This window comes from Alishewanella aestuarii B11, assembly GCF_000280055.1.
Lineage (GTDB): Bacteria > Pseudomonadota > Gammaproteobacteria > Enterobacterales > Alteromonadaceae > Alishewanella > Alishewanella aestuarii.
Genome location: NZ_ALAB01000027.1, coordinates 165,869 through 185,597 on the forward strand (window position 1 = coordinate 165,869; position 19,729 = coordinate 185,597).

Sequence of the window (19,729 nt, forward strand, 5' to 3'; positions counted from 1 at the left end):
AGCCTCACTCCCCCCCAAAAGGCAGATGTGTATTAAGCGCTCCCCCACTCTGGCATTGCCGCATCACCCAATTTGCTGCAGTTTCCAATGGCCTTAAGGTTTCCTCGTCTGGCATAAGGCGAGTCTCAACTATCTCCCCATGCCTATCGACGGTAAGTGCTGTAGTAATATTGACCGAACCGCCGTTCGGCAAAGAAAAGGACGTATTTGCTGTGGCCAGACCAGCAGTGGGCTGACCAAATACCCGCACATTCTGCTGACCTTGTAACAGAATAGGAACAATCTCACCCGAACTGGCACTAAAAGGCCCCACAATGATGGCGATGCGCCGAGCTGGATACGTCGGTTGCTCCGTTATCGCACTGTTAAGGTTATGACTTTCACCACGGTAGAAAATCTTGTTCTGCCACTTTTCAATTAACCGGGCTTCATCTTGTGCGCTCTTAAAGGAGCCCAGTAAGCCCTCCGTTAACAGCGGGCTCAGACCAACGAGGGTCGGCCACATATTACCGCCTCGATTATTTGAAAAATCCAGAATAATGCCGCAACGCGGTACCGATAATACACTGTTTAATTGCTCCCTCAGTGACCGGGTTACCGCCATAGCCTGCTGCGAAGTGCCCGACCAGGCGAGGATCCGGATGACTGGAATGCCAGCGACGGGCGTCCTGGTCTCAGACAATAGCTTCTCTGATTTCTGGTTCGAATTTTTTACGGTATCCGCAGTTTCACCTGTTGGCGGTATATAGCTGGAATGTCTGTCACCCAACGCTTCAAGGACAAAGCGGATCGCCGCCGGCTCTCCCCGACTTGTTAATAGCAGCTTAGCTTTAGCTTCAATCTGTGGCCAGTCAACCCGATCAGCATAGTAGCCATGCTGCTTTGCCAATTGCAGGGTAACGTCAAGGCTTGAACCCCGCTCAACAGCGGCCATTGTAAGTGAAGTGAACAAATAACAACAAACCAATAGCAGTCGCACTGTTGTCTCAAAATCAGTATTTAATTAAAAACTGATAAGTTAAACCATAAAAGGTCCCTCGTCTTTATTTAATGCGTTGTTAAATTTAAACGACGCGTCCAGACACGCTATCCAAAGCAAATTCAGTAGTTTTTTACCTGCTTTAAACTGCGGTCTGCTGCAAAACCACCAATTGCGCTATTATTGCCACTAACCACTGGGCTGGCAGCGGCCAGCAAAGCACACTAAGGAGTCTGGAATGCGGATACTAGGTTGCGTTTTATTGCTACTAACACTTACCGGCTGCAATAGAAATGAAGTAGGAGATGTGTCGTTGGGGCTCTTTACTACCAAAGATATCAAACTGGATGCCTTTACTGATCCTATCGTCAGCGGCGTAACCTGCCACGTATCCAGTATTGAGGCTAATCTGGATTTTTCAGATCCCTCTGACAGCGCCATCTCTTGCCGGCAAACCGGCCCCATTACCGCTGAGATGATTGCTAAAATCGATAAAAGCAAAAACGGTGAAGTGCTGTTCACTAAATCGAAAAGCGTATTTTTTAAAAGTATGAAAATCCGCCGCATCTACGATGCGCAGAATCAAACCCTGATGTATCTGTCTTACTCAACCAAGGAAACCTCGGGCAGCTTTAAGCATGGCCTGTCAACGGTACCACTGTGGGGGACAGAGGCTTATACCGCTTCGGGTGTTGCCCCTTAGGTTTGGTGTTCCTGTCACTATCGCAGCACCGACTCCGGTACGACAAGCATACCGGAGTCGTGATGCGGTGTAGCCTTGCGTTTGGTGTTTTTCTCGCTATCGCAGGATCGACTCCGGTACGGCAAGCATACCGGAGTCGTGATGCGGTGTAGCCTTGCGTTTGGTGTTTTGACCCGACTCTGTTATAGCAAGCGTAGCGGAGTTGTGCTGATATTGGCGGCAAAAATCTTTTGGCGCTCACCTTGAAAGCGATTGCTGCTGTACCAATTTCAGCCAAACTGCGTAAGCTATCACGGAGATACCATGTCAAATATTGTTGAGTTATTAAACTGGCGCTATGCCACTAAGAAAATGAATGCTGCCGAGCAAGTGCCGGCAGATAAACTGGAGATTATCCTGGAGGCGATTCGCCTTAGCGCAAGCTCCAGCGGCCTGCAGCCCTATCAGGTGTTAGTTATAACGGATCCGGCAATCAAGCAGCAAATCCGTGCGGTGGCCTGGGATCAGTCACAGGTAACCGATTGCTCGCATTTGTTGGTATTTGCCGCCTGGGATAACTATACCGCTGAACGGATCAATATGATGTTTGATCTGGTTAATGAGCAGCGTGGCTTTAAAAACGAAGGCTGGGAAGCCTACCGGCAGAAACTGCTGGCGTACTATCCGCAGCGTCCGGCAGAGCAAAATTTTGAGCATGCTGCCCGTCAGGCTTATATTGGCCTGGGTTCAGCGCTGCTTGCTGCGGCAGAGCAGCAAGTCGATGCGACACCGATGGAAGGCTTTGAACCGGAAAAAGTGGACCAGATCCTTGGCTTGGCAGCCTCAGGTTTAAAATCGGTGCTGTTATTACCGTTGGGTTATCGCGCCGCCGAGGGTGACTGGCTGGTTAACCTGAAAAAGGTGCGACGCGCTAAAGACGAGTTTGTTTCCTACCGTTAATTTATCTATCACTATCGCAGGACCGACTCCGGTACGGCAAGCATACCGGAGTCGTGGTGCGGTGTAGTCTTAAGCTCAGTGTTCTTCTCACTATCGCAGCAGCGACTCCGGTACGACAGGCATACCGGAGTCGTGATGCGGTGTAGTCTTGAGTTTGGTGTTTTTCTCACTATCGCAGGAGCGACTCCGGTACGGCAAGCATACCGGAGTCGTAGTGCGGTGTAGTCTTGAGCTCGGTGTTCTTCTCACTATCGCAGGACCGACTCCGGTACGGCAAGCATACCGGAGTCGTGGTGCGGTGTAGTCTTAAGCTCAGTGTTCTTCTCACTATCGCAGGACCGACTCCGGTACGACAAGCATACCGGAGTCGTGATGCGGGGTAGTCTTGAATTTGGTGTTTTTCTTACTATCGCAGGACCGACTCCGGTACGACAGGCATACCGGAGTCGTGGTGCGGTGTAGTTTTGAGCTTGAGTGTTTTTCTCGCTAACGCAGGACCGACTCCGGTACGACAAGCGTACCGGAGTCGTAGTGCGAGCATACCGGGGTCGCGATGCTGGGCTAGGTTTTTAGATAGCGGGCAAACCAATCCAAGGTGCGTTGCCAGGCGAGTTTAGCAGCGGCTTCATCGTAACGGGGTGTCGAGTCGTTATGAAAGCCATGATAAGTGCCGGGATAGAAATGGGCTTCGAAGGTTTTATTAGCGGCTTTAAGTGCTGCTTCTACCGCCGGCCAGGTTTCGTTGACTCTGGGGTCGTTCTCCGCAAAATGATACTGCAACGGCGCCTTGATTGGCGCTACCGCCTCCGGATCGGCCTGCCGGCCATAAAAAGGTACCGCACAGGCCAGTTCCGGATAAGCAACAGCCGCCGCATTACAGACACCGCCACCATAGCAAAAGCCGGTGATGCCGATTTTATCGGTGGTCAGCTCGCTGGCCAGTAAAAACTCAAGTGCAGCAAAGAAATCGTTTAACAGTTTTTGTGGATCAACCTGACGCTGCAAGGCCCTGCCCTCGTCATCATTACCCGGATAACCGCCAACCGAGCTTAAACCATCCGGCGCCAGCGCCACATAGCCGGCTTTGGCTAGCCGCCGCGCTACATCTTCGATATAAGGGTTCAGACCTCGGTTTTCATGCACCACCAGCACGGCTGGCGCGGGTTGTTCCAGCTTGGCCGGCCGCACCAGGTAGGCGCGCACATCACCATGCCCATTGGGTGACGGAAAACGAATATAGCTGGCGATAATCTCGGGGTCGTTAAAAGAGATCTGCTGTGCCAGCGCATAATTCGGGCTTAACGCGGACAGAAGCGCAACCGCCGTCATTGAGCCAACGGCAAATTTAGCCGCCTGCTCTAAAAAATCACGCCGGCTTAATTTGCCATGCACATAAAAATCGTACAGCTCAAGTAATTCCGGACTAAAGTCGGCGGCGGTTAAACGTGGCATAGTGCTCTCCCGGGATGCGTTATTCGCTAATGCACAATAATAGCGCAATATTTGCGCAATAAACGCCGTGCTGTGGCTGCCGGTTCAATCTGCTGTACCCTATTGCGATCAGTAGCCTGCAGGCGGCGGCTGATGGCAATTGACCGCGATGATGTGGTAGCTAGTGAGTCACACTACAGCTCGCTGTTGTCGCCTGAGCGGTAATTTGTTGCTCACTATCTATAATATTGGCATCGTCAGGCGCCAGCTGCCGCGCAGTCTGAATCAGTTCCAGCGCCTGCGCTTTGCAGCCCAGCTCACTCAATACCAAAGCATAATTGTTTAAATAGGCCGGTTGCTGTTTGGCCAGCGGCAGGCCCTGAGCAAACCAAATGGCGGCCTCGGCCGGTGCTTGGGCGAAAAAGTGATTGCCGAGTAGAAAATACGGTAGCCAGTAATCCGGCCACTGTTTGGTGGCGCTGATGAGCGCCGTAACACCAGCTGCAGTTTGCCGGGTTTGCAATAGATCCTGACAGGCTCGGGTATAAAGAAAGGGGTCCAGCAGTGCGCTGGTGCGCGCGGGCGGCAACATCGCCAGTAGCCAATAATTGGCTCTTTGCCAGGTGCGCTCAAAGGTAGCCAGCGGAAGCCGGTACTCGGCGCTGAGACCGCTATGCAAAATAATCTCGCGCCGATCTAAATCATAGCCAATAACCACAGCATAGTGCCATCTGGGCAACCAGCTCAAACCATTGTTTTGTAATACAATAACCGGAATTTCTTCGGCAACCAGCTGCAATAGCTGGCTTAAACTGCCGCGTTGTTCATAAGCCACAAAGCCCAGTTGGCGGCTGGCAGCGGCCATTTCAATTTGCAGGCTGCCCTGCAGCCCTGGCGTAAAAGTAAGACCGGCAATACTCTCAGCGCTGTGCTCCACCCCATAGTAGGCAGCCACTTCAGAGAGCGTGGTTGGGCCACAAAAATACTCTTGCTGTGGATAGAAGGGCACTGCGCTCAGCAAGGCCTGCCGGCTAATGGCCGGTGGCTCAGCCAACAGTTGCCGGCTTTGCGGTGGGCTTTGACAAGCGGTAAGCAACAGCAGCAATAAAAGGCCAACCAGAATGTTGGCCGATTTCGCTTTAGCGAACATTATTGAAATCGAATTGGCCGAATAAACGGATAAACGTCCGTGACACCCAGTAGGTCTAACACCGCGATCACCACTAAAACAGTGACAATCGTATCTACTACGCCCCCTGCCGGCATCTCATGTAACTGATTATTGAGCGCAGCCAGTTCTGCATCGGTCATATTGCCAATCCGCTGTGCCGCTTCTTCCTGACTGACACCCAGCTGCACCAGTTTTTGCTGCACTTCGGCCGTATCCAAAAACGACAATACCTGCTGCTTGTTGTAGTGGTGTTGCTGGCTGGCAAGCATTTGCTCAGAGCTGACCACACCTGCCGATACCTGACCCAAACCCAACGTCAGGCTGCTGGCGAGTAACGCCGCTGTAATTAGCTTATTTTGCATTTCGATATCCTTGTAGTTAATAACAGAATCTGCAACAGCAAAAACTAACATTACACTAAGCTGCTGAACGCTAACTGACTGAGATTAGACTAATTAAAACTAAGCTGCAAGGAAGGAGAACGGTCTTCGACAGCCACTGTGCCGAAGACCGGATAGCGCGCCTGGGCGCCTAAGGCTTACTTATCGTGATGTAAACGCATATGCGGGAACAGGATCACATCGCGGATCGAGGCCGCGTCGGCCAGCAACATCACTAAGCGGTCGATACCGATACCCTGACCTGCTGTTGGCGGTAAACCGTGCTCCAGCGCGGTAACAAAGTCTTCATCGTAGAACATGGCTTCATCATCACCAGCGTCTTTTTGCGCGACCTGCTCGCGGAAACGCTCGGCCTGATCTTCGGCATCGTTCAGCTCGCTAAAGCCGTTACCGAGTTCACGGCCACCGATAAAGAATTCAAAGCGGTCGGTGATCTCCGGGTTATCGTCGTTACGCCGCGCCAGCGGGGATACCTCAGCCGGGTACTCGGTAATAAAGGTCGGATGGCGCAGCTTGGTTTCTACCAGCTCGTCAAACACTTCCATTAAAATACGACCATGGCCATAGTTGGCTTTTACTTCAATGCCCAGCGATTTCGCCAGCTCAGCCACCGACTCACGGGTCGCCAACTGCTCTTTGGTAATTGACGGGTTGTAATGCAGGATCGACTCTGTCACCGACATCCGCGCAAACGGCTTACCAAAGTCAAACACCTCGCCCTGATACGGCACTTCAGTGCTGCCCAGTACGTCCAGCGCTAAGCCACGGAATAACTTTTCAGTTAAATCCATTAAGTCGTTATAGTCGGCATAGGCCCAGTAGAATTCCAGCATAGTGAATTCCGGGTTATGCCGGGTCGACACGCCTTCGTTACGGAAGTTACGGTTTAACTCAAATACCTTCTCAAAACCGCCAACCACCAGCCGCTTTAAATACAGCTCAGGGGCAATACGCAGGAACATTTGCATATCCAGCGCATTATGGTGGGTTTCAAACGGCCGTGCCGAGGCACCGCCCGGAATGGCTTGCAGCATTGGCGTTTCGACCTCTAAAAAGCCATGCTCGTTAAAGAAACGGCGGATATAGGCCACAGTTTTGCTGCGTACCAAAAAGGTTTTGCGAGATTGCTCGTTTGAGATCAGATCCAGATAACGCTGGCGGTAGCGCGCTTCGTTATCAGTTAAACCGTGGAATTTGTCTGGCAGTGGGCGCAGTGCTTTGGTTAATAAGCGGATTTCCGTTGCCCATACTGTCAGCTCACCAGTTTGGGTTTTAAATAAGTAACCTTTTACGCCGAGGATATCGCCCAGGTCCCATTTTTTAAACTGGTCGTTATACAGGCCTTCCGGCAGGCTGTCGCGCGCCACATACACCTGAAACTTGCCGCCCATATCCTGCAGCGTACAGAAGCTGGCTTTACCCATAATACGGCGGGTCATCATCCGGCCACCCAGGCTCACTTCTACCTTGTTGGCTTCCAGCTCTTCTTTGCTTAACGCATCGTACTTGGCATGAATTTCATCAGAGATATGCGCCCGGCGAAAATCATTCGGAAAGGCAATGCCCTGCTCGCGAATCGCCGCCAGCTTATGTTTTCGCTCAGCAATCAGTTTGTTAACATCCTGAATTTCTTCATGTTGGTTATGCTGTTCAGACATTTGTTGATTCCTGAGTGAGTTAAAAAATTACAAACCGGCTTTTAAGCTGGCTTCGATAAATTTGTCCAGATCGCCATCCAGCACCGACTGGGTATTGCGGGTTTCTACCCCGGTACGCAAGTCTTTAATGCGCGAGTCGTCCAGTACATAAGAGCGGATCTGGCTGCCCCAACCGATATCCGACTTGGTATCTTCCAGCGCCTGCTTTTCGGCATTTTGCTTTTGCAGCTCAAACTCGTACAGCTTGGCGCGCAGTTGCTTATAGGCATTGTCGCGGTTTTTATGTTGCGAGCGGTCATTTTGACACTGCACTACGATGTTGGTTGGTAAGTGCGTGATCCGCACCGCTGAATCGGTCCGGTTAACGTGCTGACCACCGGCACCTGAAGCGCGGTAGGTATCAATACGTAAGTCTGCCGGGTTAATTTCGATTTCGATATCGTCATCGATTTCCGGCGACACAAATACCGAGGCAAAAGACGTATGGCGGCGGTTACCGGAGTCAAACGGGCTCTTACGCACCAGGCGGTGTACGCCGGTTTCGGTGCGTAGCCAACCGTAGGCGTATTCACCGGTAAACTTGATGGTACAGCCTTTAATGCCGGCGACATCACCGTCGGTCACTTCATACAGCTCGGGTTTAAAGCCTTTATCTTCACCCCAACGCAGATACATCCGCATCAGCATGCTGGCCCAGTCCTGCGCTTCGGTACCACCGGAGCCAGCCTGAATATCCAGATAGCAGTCGTTCTGATCATGTTTGCCAGAGAACATACGGCGGAATTCCAACAGCGCCAGTTGTTTCTCCAGATCGGCCAGCTCAGCTTTGGCTTCTTCAAAGGTCGCTTCATCTTCGGCTTCAACCGCCAGCTCCAGCAAGCCCTGCACATCTTCCAGGCCCTGGTCCAGCTTGTCGATAGTACCCACCACCTGCTCCAGCGCCGAGCGCTCTTTGCCCAGCGCCTGGGCTTTGTCAGGAGTATTCCAGATAGCGGAGTCTTCTAACTCGCGCGAGACTTCTTCTAAGCGTTCTTTTTTGCCATCGTAGTCAAAGATACCCCCGAAGCACATTGGTGCGTTCAGTAACATCTTTGATGCTGTTATATACCGGATTCACTTCAAACATGGGATAAACCGACCTGTAGGACGATAAAAAAATTGGCGCGGATTATAACAAAAAAACTGCCGCTACGGGCAGTTTTTAACAGCAATCTTCAACCAGGGCTTGTTGAGGTTTGCTTACAGTCCTTCCATATACCGCACAATCAGTTGCAGGCTTTGTTGTTCGCGATATTCGTTAATATCCAGCTGGTAGGCCAGCCGTACCCGCTGAATATTCACATTGGGCCAGGCTTTGTTATCGGCATTAAACCAAATGGCATCTACCAGCTTGCCGCCGGGGCCTTTTAGCAGCATTTTTAAATGCCGATCGGCCAGCATTTTCTGGCTTAACAGCTGAAATTCGCCATCAAACACCGGCTCCGGAAAAGCCTGACCCCAGGGCCCGGCATTTTGCAGCAACTGAGCAAAACTGAGCTCAAAACACTCTGCTTCCAGCTCGCCGTCGGTTAACACCATCGCGGTTAGTTGCTCCGCTGTCAGGTATTTTTTTGCCGTCAGGTTAAATGCCAGCGCAAAGGTATCGAGCTTGTCTGCGCTAATCGTTAAACCAGCTGCCATCGCATGGCCGCCAAATTTTTTAATCAGCCCCGGATACTGGGTTGCCATCTCTTCCAGCACATCACGGATATGTAAGCCAGTAATTGAACGCGCCGAGCCTTTTAACTCGCCGTTATCCCCCTCGGCAAAAGCGATGGTTGGCCGGTGAAATTGCTCTTTAATACGGCCGGCCAGAATACCAATTACGCCCTGATGCCAGTCGTGCCGGTATAAACACAGGGTTTCCGGTAAATTGCTGCCATCAAAGGAGAGCTGGCTCAGCAGTGCCTGCGCTTCCTGCTGCATACTTTGCTCGATACTGCGCCGCTCGGCGTTCAGGTTATCCAGCTCGGCGGCATATTGGCGCGCTAAACCTAAGTTTGGCGCCAGTAAACAACTGATGCCAAGCGACATATCATCCAGTCTGCCCGCAGCATTCAGTCGCGGTCCCAGTGCAAAGCCAAAATCACTGGCGGTCAGTTTGGCCGCATCCCGATTGGCGACATCAATCAGCGCCTGAATACCGGGCCGGCATTTACCGGCGCGAATACGCATTAAGCCCTGATGTACCAGGATGCGGTTATTGGCATCCAGCGGCACCACATCGGCGACGGTACCCAGCGCTACCAGGTCGAGCAATTCCGCCACATTAGGCTCGGTAAGCCCCTGTGTAGCAAAGTAACCCTGGTCACGTAAGGTGGCACGTAATGCCAGTAATAAATAAAACGCCACACCAACACCGGCCAGCGCCTTACTTGGGAAGTTACAGCCAGGCTGATTCGGGTTAACGATGGCATCGGCATCCGGCAGCGTATTGCCCGGTAAGTGATGGTCAGTAACCAGTACTTTGACACCGGCACGTTTTGCCAGTGCCACGCCTTCGATAGCGGAAATGCCGTTATCGACGGTAATAATCAGCTCAGCGCCCTGTGCTACGACAATCTCGGCCAGCTCCGCCGTTAAGCCATAGCCGTATTCAAAGCGGTTCGGTACCAGATATTCCAGATACTTAAAGCCAAAGGCCTTTAAGCCACTCATCAGTACGGCGGTGCTGGTCGCGCCATCGGCGTCGAAGTCGCCAACAATCACAATACGTTGCTGGCTGGTCAGCGCCTGCACCAGTAGGGCGCTGGCGCGGTCAATATCTTTTAGTTGCGTAAAAGGCAGTAACGCCGAAGCCTGACGTTGTAGCTCACTGGCACAGCTGACGCCACGGCTCAGATACAAACGGTGTAATACCGGGTGCAGTGCCGGATCCAGTATTGATGCAGATTGCGCCGGCAGTGTCCGGCGGCTGATCTGTTTTACCTGCAAGGTGTTACTCTCCGGTGTTCAGTTGTTGCAGCATCGCCGCTACCGGCATATAGCCCGGGATCAGGCTGCCATCTGGCAATATCACCGCTGGGGTACCATTAATGCCAAAGAACTGCGCCAATGCATACTGACTGGCGACCGGATTCTGACACATAGCTTTAGCTACCTTTTTATCAGCCTTAGCATTATCCATAGCGCCATTTTTATCTTTGGCGCACCAGATATGCTGCATTTGTAAACCGGTTTCTGACGCGACACCGGCCCGCGGAAACGCCAGATAGCGCACGGTAATACCGGCATTCAGATAATCTTTCATTTCCTGATGTAACTTGCGGCAATAGCCACAACTGGGATCAGTAAACACATGCACCACATACTTTTCTTTCGGCGACTTGTATTCGATAACCTGATCTTTTTGCTCCGCCAGTTTTTGCACGATAATCGGCGCCATCAGCTGATCTTTTAAATTGGTCGGCACTTTTTGGCCACGAATGGTTTGCCATTGCTGCAGATCCAGCACATTACCGGCAATCAGATAACGGCCATCATCCGACATAAAAAACAGCCCCTGGTCGGTGATCACCTGAGAGACACCGGTCATCGGCGACGCTTTGACTTCCTGCACATTTAGCCCAACTTCTGACAACGCCTGGCTGATTTTTTCATTGGCCACCGCCGTGAGTGGCAGCATGGTGGCAACAAATACCGATAACAGGGTTTTAACTGACTTTTTCATAATGCTTCCCACTCCGCTAACCGCGCGGATGATGTTGTTGATGCAATTGCTGTAAGCGCGCCTGCGCGACATGGGTGTAAATTTGTGTGGTAGAGAGATCACTGTGCCCCAGCAACATCTGCACCACCCGTAAATCCGCACCATGATTCAGCAAATGCGTGGCAAAGGCATGCCGAACCGTATGGGGCGACAAGGTAGCCCGAATGCCGGCTACTTTCGCATAAAACTTAATCCGATGCCAGAAGGTTTGCCGTGTCATCAGCTGTTGCCGGCTACTGGGAAACACCACATCACTAAGCTGGTTTTGTAGCGCCGGCCGTGCTTCTTTTAAATAGCGAAGAAGCCAGTACTGCGCTTCTTCGCCCATTGGCACCAGGCGCTCTTTGCGCCCTTTGCCGAGCACCCGCACTATGCCCTGCTGCAAATACAGTTGTTGCATCGATAGTGTCACCAGCTCGGTTACCCGGATGCCAGTGGCATATAACAGCTCCAGCATGGCTTTATCGCGAAACTGGATCAGTTCACTGATATCCGGCGCGGCCAGCAGGGCTTCAACATCCTGCTCCGACAGCGTTTTCGGTAAGCTGCTACCAATTTTCGGGTTAACAAGCTCAGTGGTTGGGTCTTGCGCAAGCTGCTGTTGTTGCACCAGATAACGATAAAAACGGCGCAGGCTGCTTAGTAGCCGCGAAGTGCTGCGCGGGTTAAAACCCTCGTCATAGCGTTTCGCCAGATAGCGGTTAATCAGATCACTGCTCACTGCCGTAAGATGCGGTTGCCCCTGTTGCTGGCAATAACGGGCGAAATGTTTCAGATCCGTGCCATAAGCACTTAGCGTATGCACGCTGGCGGCCTGCTCCAGTTCCAGTTGTTCCTGAAACTGTTGGATCAGGTGCAGATTTACGGCGGACAGCGGTGGTGTTGGCATGGCACTTCTTTCTTAACTGAGTACGACTAGTGTACCGGAGGCCCCCCTTGAGGAACAAGGGTGCTGATCTGCCAGCGAGCGGCAGCTACCTCAGCTTGCTGATGGGCTCAAGGCGCATATTATGCTAAACTGCCGCCCGTTTTTAGCATGCAATAACACTCTCGATAAAAAAGGTCTGCCAGATGAAGATTGGCTTGTTTTACGGCTCAACCACCTGTTACACCGAAATGGTGGCAGAAAAAATTCAGGCGCTGATTGGCCCGGAATATGTGGCACTGCATAACTTAAAAGATACGCCGTTAACTGCGATGGCCGACTATGACATCCTGATCCTCGGCTTGTCGACCTGGGACTTTGGTGAAATTCAGGAAGACTGGGAAGCGCACTGGCCCGAGATTAATCAGGTGGACCTGAGCGGTAAAACCATCGCGCTGTATGGCATGGGCGATCAGCTGGGCTATGCCGAATGGTTTCAGGATGCACTCGGTATGCTACATCATGAAATCGCCAAACAGCAGGTAAAACGGGTTGGTTTTTGGCCAAATCAGGGCTATGACTTTATCGCCTCAAAAGCCGTCACACCGGATGGCGAGTGGTTTTATGGCCTGGCACTGGATGATGAAAACCAATACGAGCAAACCGATGCGCGGCTGGCGCAGTGGGTAGAGCAAATTTTGCTGGAAATTGCCGATTCAGAAGTTTAGGTAAAATGCCTGCAGCAGTTGCCGGTACGCTGCCGAATAGCCGCCGCTGCTATCATGGATCAGCAGCTGACTGATCTCAGTGTCAAGTTCAGTGTCAGCTTTAACCCAGCTTTGTAAATAGCGACTCACCGGCTTGCCGGCCTTGCTTTGTACAGCGCAGCGGGCCCGACACTGCCAACCTTGCTCTAGCGCGGCTTGCGCAAAAGCCGCCTGACTGCTGGCCGGTAAAATTAAACAAAACTCTCCGCCAGGCGCCAAACATTGCGCCGCTTTCTTTAACAACGCAGCAAAGGGCAAGCTATCGGTATGCCTAGCCTGTTGCCGCGTGGCATCCTGACTTGGCAGCGCATGCTGAAAAAAAGGCGGGTTAGAAATAATTAAAGCGTAACGCTCGGCGGTGCTATAGGTTAGAATATCGCCCTTTATCACGCGAATAGCGTCAGGCCAGGGGCTTAATGCCACATTAACGGCAGCCTGGGCAGCGGCATGGGTATCGAGCTCCACTGCCGTGATCGGAATTTGGCCCCCGGTGCGCTGTGCCAGCATTAAACTTAAAATGCCACTGCCACAGCCAATATCCAGCATGGCGGGTGTCGCCTGTAACGCGGTGGGCAAAGCCGCCCAGACGCCCAATAACAGCGCATCGGTGCCGACTTTCATCGCGCAGTGCTGATGGCCGATATAAAATTGTTTACACTGAAAACCTGCTGACATAAGCCCTCCGGCGCGGAGTGTAACGCGCCAGCCGCTAATGTCACAATATAACAGCTTAAGGAAATAACATGAGTTTTGCCGAGTTCCAACTGGATGACGCCTTAAATCAGGCGCTGGAAAGTGCCGGTTTTGATCAGCCTACCCAAATACAGCAACTGGCGATCCCGCCGGCGCTGGAAGGCCGTGATCTGTTAGCCAGTGCCCCCACCGGTACCGGAAAAACCCTGGCCTTTGTGTTACCGGCGATTCAGTACCTGCTGGATTTCCCGCGCCGCGATCCGGGCTTTGCCCGGGTACTGGTGATGACACCCACCCGCGAGCTGGCGTATCAGGTTTACGATACCTTTAAACAATTCAGCCAGTTCACTACGCTCAATGTCGGTTTGATCACCGGCGGTATCAATTACGGTAGCCATAAAGATACGCTGGAAAAGAACAACGATATTCTGGTTGCCACCCCGGGCCGCTTAATTGAATATCTGGATGCCGAGAGCTTTCAGGCCGATGAAGTAGAACTGCTGATCCTCGATGAAGCAGACCGCATGCTGGATATGGGCTTTATCGGTGAGATGAACCGTATTGTGCTGGAAGCGCGCCGTCGCCGCCAGACGTTCCTGTTCTCTGCCACGCTGGAAGGCGCTTCGTTAGAGCGCTTTGCCGAAAAGGCACTCAAAGAGCCGGAGCATGTCGAAGCCAACCCATCGCGCAAAGAAAAAGCCAAAATTTTGCAGTGGTGCCATCTGGCCGATGATGCCAACCATAAGCTGGCGCTGCTAACCCATATTCTGAAGCAGCCCGACGTCAGTAAAGCCATAGTGTTTGTCAAAACCCGCGAGCGCCTGGCAACGCTAACCGGTCAGCTGGAAACTGCCGGTATTAAGTGCTGCTGGCTGCAGGGCGAAATGCCGCAGGATAAACGCTTGCAGGCGCTGGCGCGTTTTACCAATAATCAGGTACGGATTTTGGTGGCTACCGACGTGGCCGCCCGTGGTCTGGATATCGACGATATCAGCCATGTGATTAACTATGATATGCCGCGTAGCGCCGATGTGTATGTGCACCGTATTGGCCGCACCGGCCGCGCCGGTAAAAAAGGTACCGCGATTTCGCTGGTCGAAGCCCATGATATGGCAGTGGTTGGCAAGGTTGAGCGTTATACCGAGCAGCCGCTAAAGCGCCGGGTTATCGACGAGCTGCGACCAAAACATAAAGAAGCCAAGGTCACCAAGAAAAAGAAAAAACCGGGCCGGGTTGCCGCAAAAAAGCTGGCACCGAAAGCCAAAAAGTAAGCTTTGTCAGTTGCCATTATGCAGCCCGGCCGCGCTCTGCGCCGGGCTTCCCTTCGAAAAAACGCCTGATTTTCCGCCATAGCTGCTGCATTTATTCCAAAGTTATGCTACCAATAGGAATAAATTATTACTAATAAGCATGGTGCCGCTGATGGACAAACGACAATTTCTAAAACACAGTGCGCTGGCCTTAAGCCTGCTCCCGCTTACCGCCTGCGCTGTACCGGCTGGCGCAGCCACGGCCAGGCCGCAAGCTACTGGCCGCATTCTGCCAAAACCGCTGCGCAGGGGCGATACGGTGGGCTTAATCGCCTCATCGGCTGCCGTCGCGGATCTTGAAGATCTGGTGATCGCGCGCGAAACCCTGCAAGCCCTGGGTTTTAAAGTAAAAAGCGGCCGCTTTTATAACGAACGCCGTGGCCATTTAGCCGGCAGAGATGAAGATCGCGCCGCGGATCTGAACGCGATGTTTGCCGATCCGGAGGTTAAAGCCGTGATCTGTGCCCGGGGTGGCTCTGGCGCAGCCCGAATTTTACCGCTGCTGGATTATCAGATGATCCGCCGGAATCCTAAGCCATTGCTCGGTTATTCCGATATCACCGCCCTGCATAATGCCTTGCTGGCACAGTGCGGTCTGGTCAGTTTTCATGGCCCGAATGGCATTGGCAGCTGGAATGCCTTTAATGTCGATCAGTTTGAGCGGCTGTTTTTTAACCAAGAGCTGATGCAATACCAGAACGAGCAGGATCTGAAAGGCGAGCTGGTGCAGCGCGAAAACCGTACCCGGGTCATTACCGGCGGCAAAGCACAGGGCCAGCTGATCGGCGGCAATCTGACGGTATTAACGGCACTGGCTGGCACGCCTTACCTGCCGGATTTTCAGGATAAGATTTTATTCCTCGAAGATATTGAAGAGCAGCCATACCGAATCGACCGCATGATGAGCACTTTAAAGCTAATGGGCGCGCTGGATAAAATTAAAGGCTTTATTTTTGGCGACTGTAACCGCTGTACTCCGGGCAACGGCTGGGGCAGTTTAACCTTAGATGAAATCTTTGCGGACTTTATTAAACCGCTCGGTATTCCGGCTTACCGCGGCGCCATGATTGGCCATATTCCAAAGCAGTTTATTGTACCGGTTGGCGCTATGGCAGAAATGGATGCCGACGCCGGCACCTTCCGCCTGCTGGAGCCGGTGTTTCAGAACTGAGCGCGATAAACTTTTCCTGCCTGATAAAAGCTTAGCAAAAACCTGCTAAGCTTTTTACATTAAAGTTACACCTTATCCGTTACCCGCCTGCTCTGGTAAGTCTGTTTACCAGAGTGTGTGTATTGGTGTGTGCAAGCCTGCGAAACGGAGCTATAATGAAATCCATAGATCTGATCAGGGAACTGAAAGCTGCTGGCTGTGAACTAAAGCGGCAAGGCAAAGGCAGCCATCAACTGTGGTATTCGCCGCTTACTGGTAAAACCTTTGTCGTTCCCCATCCCAAAGGTGCCTTACCTATTGGCACATCAAAAGCGATCAGAAAAGCCGCTGGTATATAACGAGGTAAACTATGTATTTTTCGGTGGGTATTGAACAACCAACAGATGATAAAACCGCTTATGGTCTGGTGGTGCCTGCGCTTTGTACCGCCGACTTTAGCTGTATCAGTGCTGCTGACAGCCAGGCAGAAATTGCGCCAGCTGTAACAGAAGCTATCACTATGGCGTTAGAAACTTGGCAGGAGCAAGGATGGGCAATAGGTGATATTCAGGATCTGGGGCCTTTGTACTATCAACAACAAGCTGAGTATGCGTTTTGCAATAGTTGGCTATTACTTTACATTGATTTGTCAGCTTATGAAGGTAAACCAAAGCGAATCAATGTCAGTATGCCCGTTACGTTAATCAGCCGCATCGACCAGAAAGTTAAAACCTCACCGGAACGCTATCGTGATCGCAGTCACTTTTTGGCTACAGCGGCGCGGCATGAATTGGAGACGGCAAGCAATTAGCCATTCCGTTACAGCACCAGCTCATAATGGTCACTGCCTTGCCCTGATACAGCTCCTGCTTGAGTACCTGCCAGCCCAGGCGTTGATAGAACGCTGCCTGATCTTCGGTAAATAAATACAGTTGCATCAGCCCCAGCTGCCGGGCTTCTGTCATCACTTGCTGCACCAACCATTTGCCAAGGCCTTTACCTCTTACCGAGGATGCGAGATAAATATTGGCCAACCAGGGCGATAACTCACGATTGGTTTGCATATCGTGCAGTAACAGCGAGGCGGTGCCTACCACCTGATGTTCATACACTACGACCCAACTGATTGGTAATTGCTGCTCATTTAAACTGGCGGCCAGATCGGCAGCAAAGTCGGCTTCGGTTTTTTCCGGAAACAGGGCGCCCCATTCCAGATAATGCCAATGCGCCAGCATCGGGATCAGCTCAGGCTGCTGCTTAAGCAGGATTAACTTAGTTTGATTCATTTCGTTTATAACAGCGCGATTAACGTTCAGCTAGAGTTTTTAGTTTCTGCAAAGCGTTAGGCCAGGCTTGCTGCATAAAGTCTTCGTATACTGGCGCAATTTCCTGCTCAATCCGCAACTCGGTACTGTCACCGCGAGAGGTAAAATAGAAGTTCTCGTAGGCTGGCGCCCAACTTGTTACTTCGGCACTATCCAAATCATCCTGGCCGGCATAAACAAAACCCAGATGGCTGACCGAGATAAACTCCATCGGCCGGTACTCGACAATCTTTGCCACCATGCCATTGCCATTTGGATCCAGAAAGCGGATGGTTTCACCCTGCTGCCAATGCCCCTGATAGTAAGAGCCCTCACAAAAAGCCGCAATCCACTCGCGATAAAGCTGCGGGTCAAACATCCGTTGCCAAAGCTGCGCCACCGGCGCCTGGATCACAATACTATGCTGGATGACTTTGACGTTACGCATCGGTTTTTCCTCTTATTATGCAATGCGAAGCCGGCGTTGAATATGTGAACGCGGCTACGGATCCCGTCCGGAGTTGGTCAGCCAGATAAAAGTAGCACAGTGGCGCCAACTTGGGAATCTTAGCCTGCACTACTACACCTGACTCCGGTATGCTTGCCGTACCGGAGTCACATCTGCGATTTGGAGCTGAAAACCAATGTTATCTCTTTTGCTGGTAATGCTGTGTGGAACACATGTAGCCTTTACCACAGTTGTGAGTTTCAAGGGACCCAGCAATTTGTTGCATCAGGCTTAGGTTCTGCAGTACATAAAGCGTTTCTTGCTCGCGCTCCCAGTCATCGGCACTAATCACAACGAAAGCGTCTCCGGCTCTTCTTTTTACTTTGAGCGGTTTATGTCTGGTAATTACTTCGTCTACAACATTTTTCATGTTGTCTCTAAATTTGTTTACGCTGATCGTATCCATAACAGCACCTTGAGACACGGAATGACCTTACAAATATATGTCAAGAGCCTTAACAAGACCAAGGATAGCGGCAGCTTTTTCGTTTCGGCTTTGCCGCTACTGCGCCTGACTCCGGTATGCTTGCCGTACCGGAGTCACAACCTGCGATCTGGAGCAGAAAGATACTGTAGTCGTAAAAGCGGATATTGGAGCTGTAAAAGTATCCTGTCCAGATCTAAGCATAGACAACGCTTTGGGCTTGCTCGGCAAACAAGGCCAGCCATTGTTCTTTGGTACGGTGCATGATGATTACCCTGGCAGTTGATAATGGCAGACAGGGTAAAGTTGATCAGTTAGGATTGGAATGTGTGGTTGGCGTTACGCTTACGACGCTCACAAGTTCGCGCGCATGCGCGGGGCGTTATATAAAGGTATCAAATGAAATCTATATTACTCGTTTTAGTTTTTCTGTTGTCTAGTCCAGCTTTTGCTCAGTATCAGCGCCTGACGATAAATTCAGAATTATTAGGAGAAGATGTAACAGTTCAAATATCCTTACCTGAAACTTACCATCATTCTGATAACTTTTTATATCCTGTGTTGGTGGTGTTAGATGGCTCGACTCAGTTCAATCACTCAGCTGCAAGTGTGAATTTTTACAGCACTTACGCTGTGATACCGGAGATGATTGTTGTAGGTGTGAGTTTAAAAAATAGATTGATGTTTTATACCCAAACCGAGCCAGAAGCTTTTGCCGGTCGAGCTGGCAAAGCGGATATACTGACGCGCTTCCTGCAAGATGAGTTGTTAAATCTATTAAATGCGCAATATAGAGTTGCGCCATACTATGTCATAGCGGGTCATTCACTCTCGGGATTATATACCAGTCACTTGGCTGTAAAAGGGCACTCTAAATTTAACGCCGTTATATCGATTAGTCCCAGCCTTTGGTGGGACGAGGCAGTGATAGTCGCAGATTACAAAAAGAATCACACCACCAGCATAGCAAAACCAATGAGATGGTTTATTAGCATGGCGAGCGAGCCAAATGAAATGCCAGAAGCTTTTGAACGTATGTTATTAGCTTTAAAACATCATTCAAAGTCAGGGCTTTATCACAGTTACGCAAGATTTCCTGATGAAACTCACGATAGCACTCCTTTGATTGGCTTGGCAAAAGGGTTACGAGCTATTTTTTCCGGTTGGAATGCGGTACCTGGGGTTGATGTTATGCCTATGTCAGCACTGACAACATTCTATGAGAATAAAACTAAGGAATTCGGCTATAAATTTCCTTTGTCAGTTCACCAATTTAATGTGTATGGACTAAAAGCTGCATATGAAGACAAACCAGCATGGGGAATTGAGATTTTAGCAAAAGGTACTGAGGCTTTTCCTGACTCTGAAATACTATGGGATAGTTTAGCTACGGCTTACAGTTTGAACAAAAACTTACCTGCTGCGCTCATTGCATCTGAGCGAGCACTAGACCTGGCTATTGCAAATGATTCAATTTTTATTGATGAAATCAAGGCGCAGAATTCGGGCTTGAAAGCTGAAAAAATGAAAATAGATAAAAATTAACGTGTGGTGTGGTCCTTCTAACTAAGAAAGCTAACAATAGAATTTTATCGCTAGCAAAAAGCGCTGGTTGCGACGTGAACCAGCTGCGCGGTTTTCCGCGCTAAATTTGGGCGTTAGCCGGGATTGCCTCACT

The 19,729-nt window shown here is 51.0% G+C and carries 21 protein-coding genes; 8 read left to right on the forward strand and 13 right to left on the reverse strand.

The features are described 5' to 3' along the window. Nucleotides 1–4 precede the first annotated feature (4 nt). Nucleotides 5–952 (reverse strand): S41 family peptidase, encoded by a 948-nt coding sequence (locus AEST_RS10320; RefSeq protein WP_156803891.1) that lies wholly within the window; start codon nt 950–952, stop codon nt 5–7. A 265-nt stretch (nt 953–1,217) separates the two neighbouring features. Between AEST_RS10320 and AEST_RS10325 the strand changes: the two genes are divergently transcribed. After that, entirely contained in the window at nt 1,218–1,682 is a 465-nt protein-coding gene (locus tag AEST_RS10325; protein WP_039925382.1) for a CreA family protein, read from the forward strand. Nucleotides 1,683–1,985: 303 nt separating this feature from the next. Continuing rightward, complete coding sequence (locus AEST_RS10330) at nt 1,986–2,621, forward strand: NAD(P)H-dependent oxidoreductase (RefSeq protein WP_008608933.1); 636 nt, start codon at nt 1,986–1,988, stop codon at nt 2,619–2,621. Between the two features lie 561 nt (nt 2,622–3,182). On the opposite strand, the gene yghX is transcribed toward AEST_RS10330, so the two are convergent. From yghX to xerD, 8 genes are all read right to left on the reverse strand, one after another. Beyond that, complete coding sequence (gene yghX, locus AEST_RS10335; RefSeq protein WP_008608934.1) at nt 3,183–4,073, reverse strand: YghX family hydrolase; 891 nt, start codon at nt 4,071–4,073, stop codon at nt 3,183–3,185. Between the two features lie 160 nt (nt 4,074–4,233). Further along, nucleotides 4,234–5,202, reverse strand: coding sequence for a PA2778 family cysteine peptidase (locus tag AEST_RS10340; protein ID WP_008608935.1), 969 nt, complete (start codon nt 5,200–5,202; stop codon nt 4,234–4,236). Further along, nucleotides 5,202–5,585, reverse strand: coding sequence for a PA2779 family protein (locus tag AEST_RS10345; RefSeq protein WP_039925448.1), 384 nt, complete (start codon nt 5,583–5,585; stop codon nt 5,202–5,204). The genes AEST_RS10340 and AEST_RS10345 overlap by 1 nt, the downstream gene beginning before the upstream one ends. Before the next feature lie 176 nt (nt 5,586–5,761). Then, the gene (gene lysS / locus AEST_RS10350; protein WP_008608940.1) at nt 5,762–7,282 is read right to left on the reverse strand and encodes a lysine--tRNA ligase; all 1,521 of its coding nucleotides are present in this window, start codon (nt 7,280–7,282) and stop codon (nt 5,762–5,764) included. 27 nt (nt 7,283–7,309) lie between these two features. Continuing rightward, a protein-coding gene (prfB, locus tag AEST_RS10355; RefSeq protein WP_169313976.1) for a peptide chain release factor 2 occupies nt 7,310–8,408 on the reverse strand; the annotation gives its coding sequence in 2 pieces (ribosomal slippage) (nt 7,310–8,332 and nt 8,334–8,408; 1,098 coding nt in all). A 113-nt stretch (nt 8,409–8,521) separates the two neighbouring features. Further along, the gene (recJ, locus tag AEST_RS10360; protein WP_008608942.1) at nt 8,522–10,255 is read right to left on the reverse strand and encodes a single-stranded-DNA-specific exonuclease RecJ; all 1,734 of its coding nucleotides are present in this window, start codon (nt 10,253–10,255) and stop codon (nt 8,522–8,524) included. Nucleotides 10,256–10,259: 4 nt separating this feature from the next. Beyond that, nucleotides 10,260–10,991 carry a bifunctional protein-disulfide isomerase/oxidoreductase DsbC gene (dsbC, locus tag AEST_RS10365; protein ID WP_008608943.1) on the reverse strand — a complete coding sequence of 244 codons (732 nt, stop codon included), beginning with the start codon at nt 10,989–10,991 and terminating at the stop codon, nt 10,260–10,262. 16 nt (nt 10,992–11,007) lie between these two features. Beyond that, nucleotides 11,008–11,919, reverse strand: coding sequence for a site-specific tyrosine recombinase XerD (xerD, locus tag AEST_RS10370; RefSeq protein WP_008608944.1), 912 nt, complete (start codon nt 11,917–11,919; stop codon nt 11,008–11,010). Between the two features lie 182 nt (nt 11,920–12,101). Here xerD and fldB point away from each other — a divergent pair, with 182 nt between their 5' ends. Next, on the forward strand, nt 12,102–12,623 hold the full coding sequence (gene fldB, locus AEST_RS10375) for a flavodoxin FldB (protein WP_008608945.1): 522 nt from the start codon (nt 12,102–12,104) through the stop codon (nt 12,621–12,623). Here fldB and AEST_RS10380 read toward each other — a convergent pair. After that, nucleotides 12,612–13,337, reverse strand: a complete 726-nt coding sequence (locus tag AEST_RS10380) for a tRNA1(Val) (adenine(37)-N6)-methyltransferase (RefSeq protein ID WP_008608946.1) — start codon at nt 13,335–13,337, stop codon at nt 12,612–12,614. The two genes, fldB and AEST_RS10380, sit on opposite strands and share 12 nt — an antisense overlap. A 68-nt stretch (nt 13,338–13,405) precedes the next feature. Here AEST_RS10380 and srmB point away from each other — a divergent pair, with 68 nt between their 5' ends. The 4 genes from srmB (at nt 13,406) to AEST_RS10400 (ending at nt 16,626) form a co-directional block, all read left to right on the forward strand. Further along, nucleotides 13,406–14,626, forward strand: coding sequence for an ATP-dependent RNA helicase SrmB (gene srmB / locus AEST_RS10385; protein ID WP_008608947.1), 1,221 nt, complete (start codon nt 13,406–13,408; stop codon nt 14,624–14,626). Nucleotides 14,627–14,777: 151 nt separating this feature from the next. Beyond that, nucleotides 14,778–15,836 carry a S66 peptidase family protein gene (locus AEST_RS10390; protein WP_008608948.1) on the forward strand — a complete coding sequence of 353 codons (1,059 nt, stop codon included), beginning with the start codon at nt 14,778–14,780 and terminating at the stop codon, nt 15,834–15,836. 155 nt (nt 15,837–15,991) lie between these two features. Continuing rightward, nucleotides 15,992–16,174: a type II toxin-antitoxin system HicA family toxin gene (locus tag AEST_RS10395; protein ID WP_008608949.1), complete on the forward strand. Its 183-nt coding sequence runs from the start codon at nt 15,992–15,994 to the stop codon at nt 16,172–16,174. A gap of 11 nt (nt 16,175–16,185) precedes the next feature. Continuing rightward, nucleotides 16,186–16,626, forward strand: coding sequence for a type II toxin-antitoxin system HicB family antitoxin (locus AEST_RS10400; RefSeq protein ID WP_008608951.1), 441 nt, complete (start codon nt 16,186–16,188; stop codon nt 16,624–16,626). Here the strand turns inward: AEST_RS10400 and AEST_RS10405 are convergent. The 3 genes from AEST_RS10405 to AEST_RS10415 all read right to left on the reverse strand — a co-directional run bounded on the left by AEST_RS10405 (nt 16,586) and on the right by AEST_RS10415 (nt 18,033). After that, a complete protein-coding gene (locus tag AEST_RS10405) occupies nt 16,586–17,101 on the reverse strand; it encodes a GNAT family N-acetyltransferase (protein WP_008608953.1) in 516 nt (171 codons plus the stop codon). The two genes, AEST_RS10400 and AEST_RS10405, sit on opposite strands and share 41 nt — an antisense overlap. Nucleotides 17,102–17,120: 19 nt before the next feature. After that, the gene (locus AEST_RS10410) at nt 17,121–17,567 is read right to left on the reverse strand and encodes an SRPBCC family protein (RefSeq protein WP_008608955.1); all 447 of its coding nucleotides are present in this window, start codon (nt 17,565–17,567) and stop codon (nt 17,121–17,123) included. A 199-nt stretch (nt 17,568–17,766) separates the two neighbouring features. Beyond that, nucleotides 17,767–18,033 carry a type II toxin-antitoxin system Phd/YefM family antitoxin gene (locus tag AEST_RS10415; RefSeq protein WP_039925384.1) on the reverse strand — a complete coding sequence of 89 codons (267 nt, stop codon included), beginning with the start codon at nt 18,031–18,033 and terminating at the stop codon, nt 17,767–17,769. A 417-nt stretch (nt 18,034–18,450) separates the two neighbouring features. Between AEST_RS10415 and AEST_RS10420 the strand changes: the two genes are divergently transcribed. After that, nucleotides 18,451–19,596, forward strand: coding sequence for an alpha/beta hydrolase (locus AEST_RS10420; protein WP_008608956.1), 1,146 nt, complete (start codon nt 18,451–18,453; stop codon nt 19,594–19,596). The last annotated feature ends 133 nt before the right edge of the window (nt 19,597–19,729 follow it).

Bases quoted from the DNA above. Each gene is read 5' to 3' on its own strand.
- AEST_RS10325 (WP_039925382.1), top strand. From the start codon at position 1,218: ATGCGGATACTAGGTTGCGTTTTATTGCTACTAACACTTACCGGCTGC.
- AEST_RS10330 (WP_008608933.1), top strand. From the start codon at position 1,986: ATGTCAAATATTGTTGAGTTATTAAACTGGCGCTATGCCACTAAGAAA.
- yghX (WP_008608934.1), bottom strand. From the start codon at position 4,073: ATGCCACGTTTAACCGCCGCCGACTTTAGTCCGGAATTACTTGAGCTG.
- AEST_RS10340 (WP_008608935.1), bottom strand. From the start codon at position 5,202: ATGTTCGCTAAAGCGAAATCGGCCAACATTCTGGTTGGCCTTTTATTG.
- AEST_RS10345 (WP_039925448.1), bottom strand. From the start codon at position 5,585: ATGCAAAATAAGCTAATTACAGCGGCGTTACTCGCCAGCAGCCTGACG.
- lysS (WP_008608940.1), bottom strand. From the start codon at position 7,282: ATGTCTGAACAGCATAACCAACATGAAGAAATTCAGGATGTTAACAAA.
- dsbC (WP_008608943.1), bottom strand. From the start codon at position 10,991: ATGAAAAAGTCAGTTAAAACCCTGTTATCGGTATTTGTTGCCACCATG.
- xerD (WP_008608944.1), bottom strand. From the start codon at position 11,919: ATGCCAACACCACCGCTGTCCGCCGTAAATCTGCACCTGATCCAACAG.
- fldB (WP_008608945.1), top strand. From the start codon at position 12,102: ATGAAGATTGGCTTGTTTTACGGCTCAACCACCTGTTACACCGAAATG.
- AEST_RS10380 (WP_008608946.1), bottom strand. From the start codon at position 13,337: ATGTCAGCAGGTTTTCAGTGTAAACAATTTTATATCGGCCATCAGCAC.
- srmB (WP_008608947.1), top strand. From the start codon at position 13,406: ATGAGTTTTGCCGAGTTCCAACTGGATGACGCCTTAAATCAGGCGCTG.
- AEST_RS10390 (WP_008608948.1), top strand. From the start codon at position 14,778: ATGGACAAACGACAATTTCTAAAACACAGTGCGCTGGCCTTAAGCCTG.
- AEST_RS10395 (WP_008608949.1), top strand. From the start codon at position 15,992: ATGAAATCCATAGATCTGATCAGGGAACTGAAAGCTGCTGGCTGTGAA.
- AEST_RS10400 (WP_008608951.1), top strand. From the start codon at position 16,186: ATGTATTTTTCGGTGGGTATTGAACAACCAACAGATGATAAAACCGCT.
- AEST_RS10405 (WP_008608953.1), bottom strand. From the start codon at position 17,101: ATGAATCAAACTAAGTTAATCCTGCTTAAGCAGCAGCCTGAGCTGATC.
- AEST_RS10410 (WP_008608955.1), bottom strand. From the start codon at position 17,567: ATGCGTAACGTCAAAGTCATCCAGCATAGTATTGTGATCCAGGCGCCG.
- AEST_RS10415 (WP_039925384.1), bottom strand. From the start codon at position 18,033: ATGGATACGATCAGCGTAAACAAATTTAGAGACAACATGAAAAATGTT.
- AEST_RS10420 (WP_008608956.1), top strand. From the start codon at position 18,451: ATGAAATCTATATTACTCGTTTTAGTTTTTCTGTTGTCTAGTCCAGCT.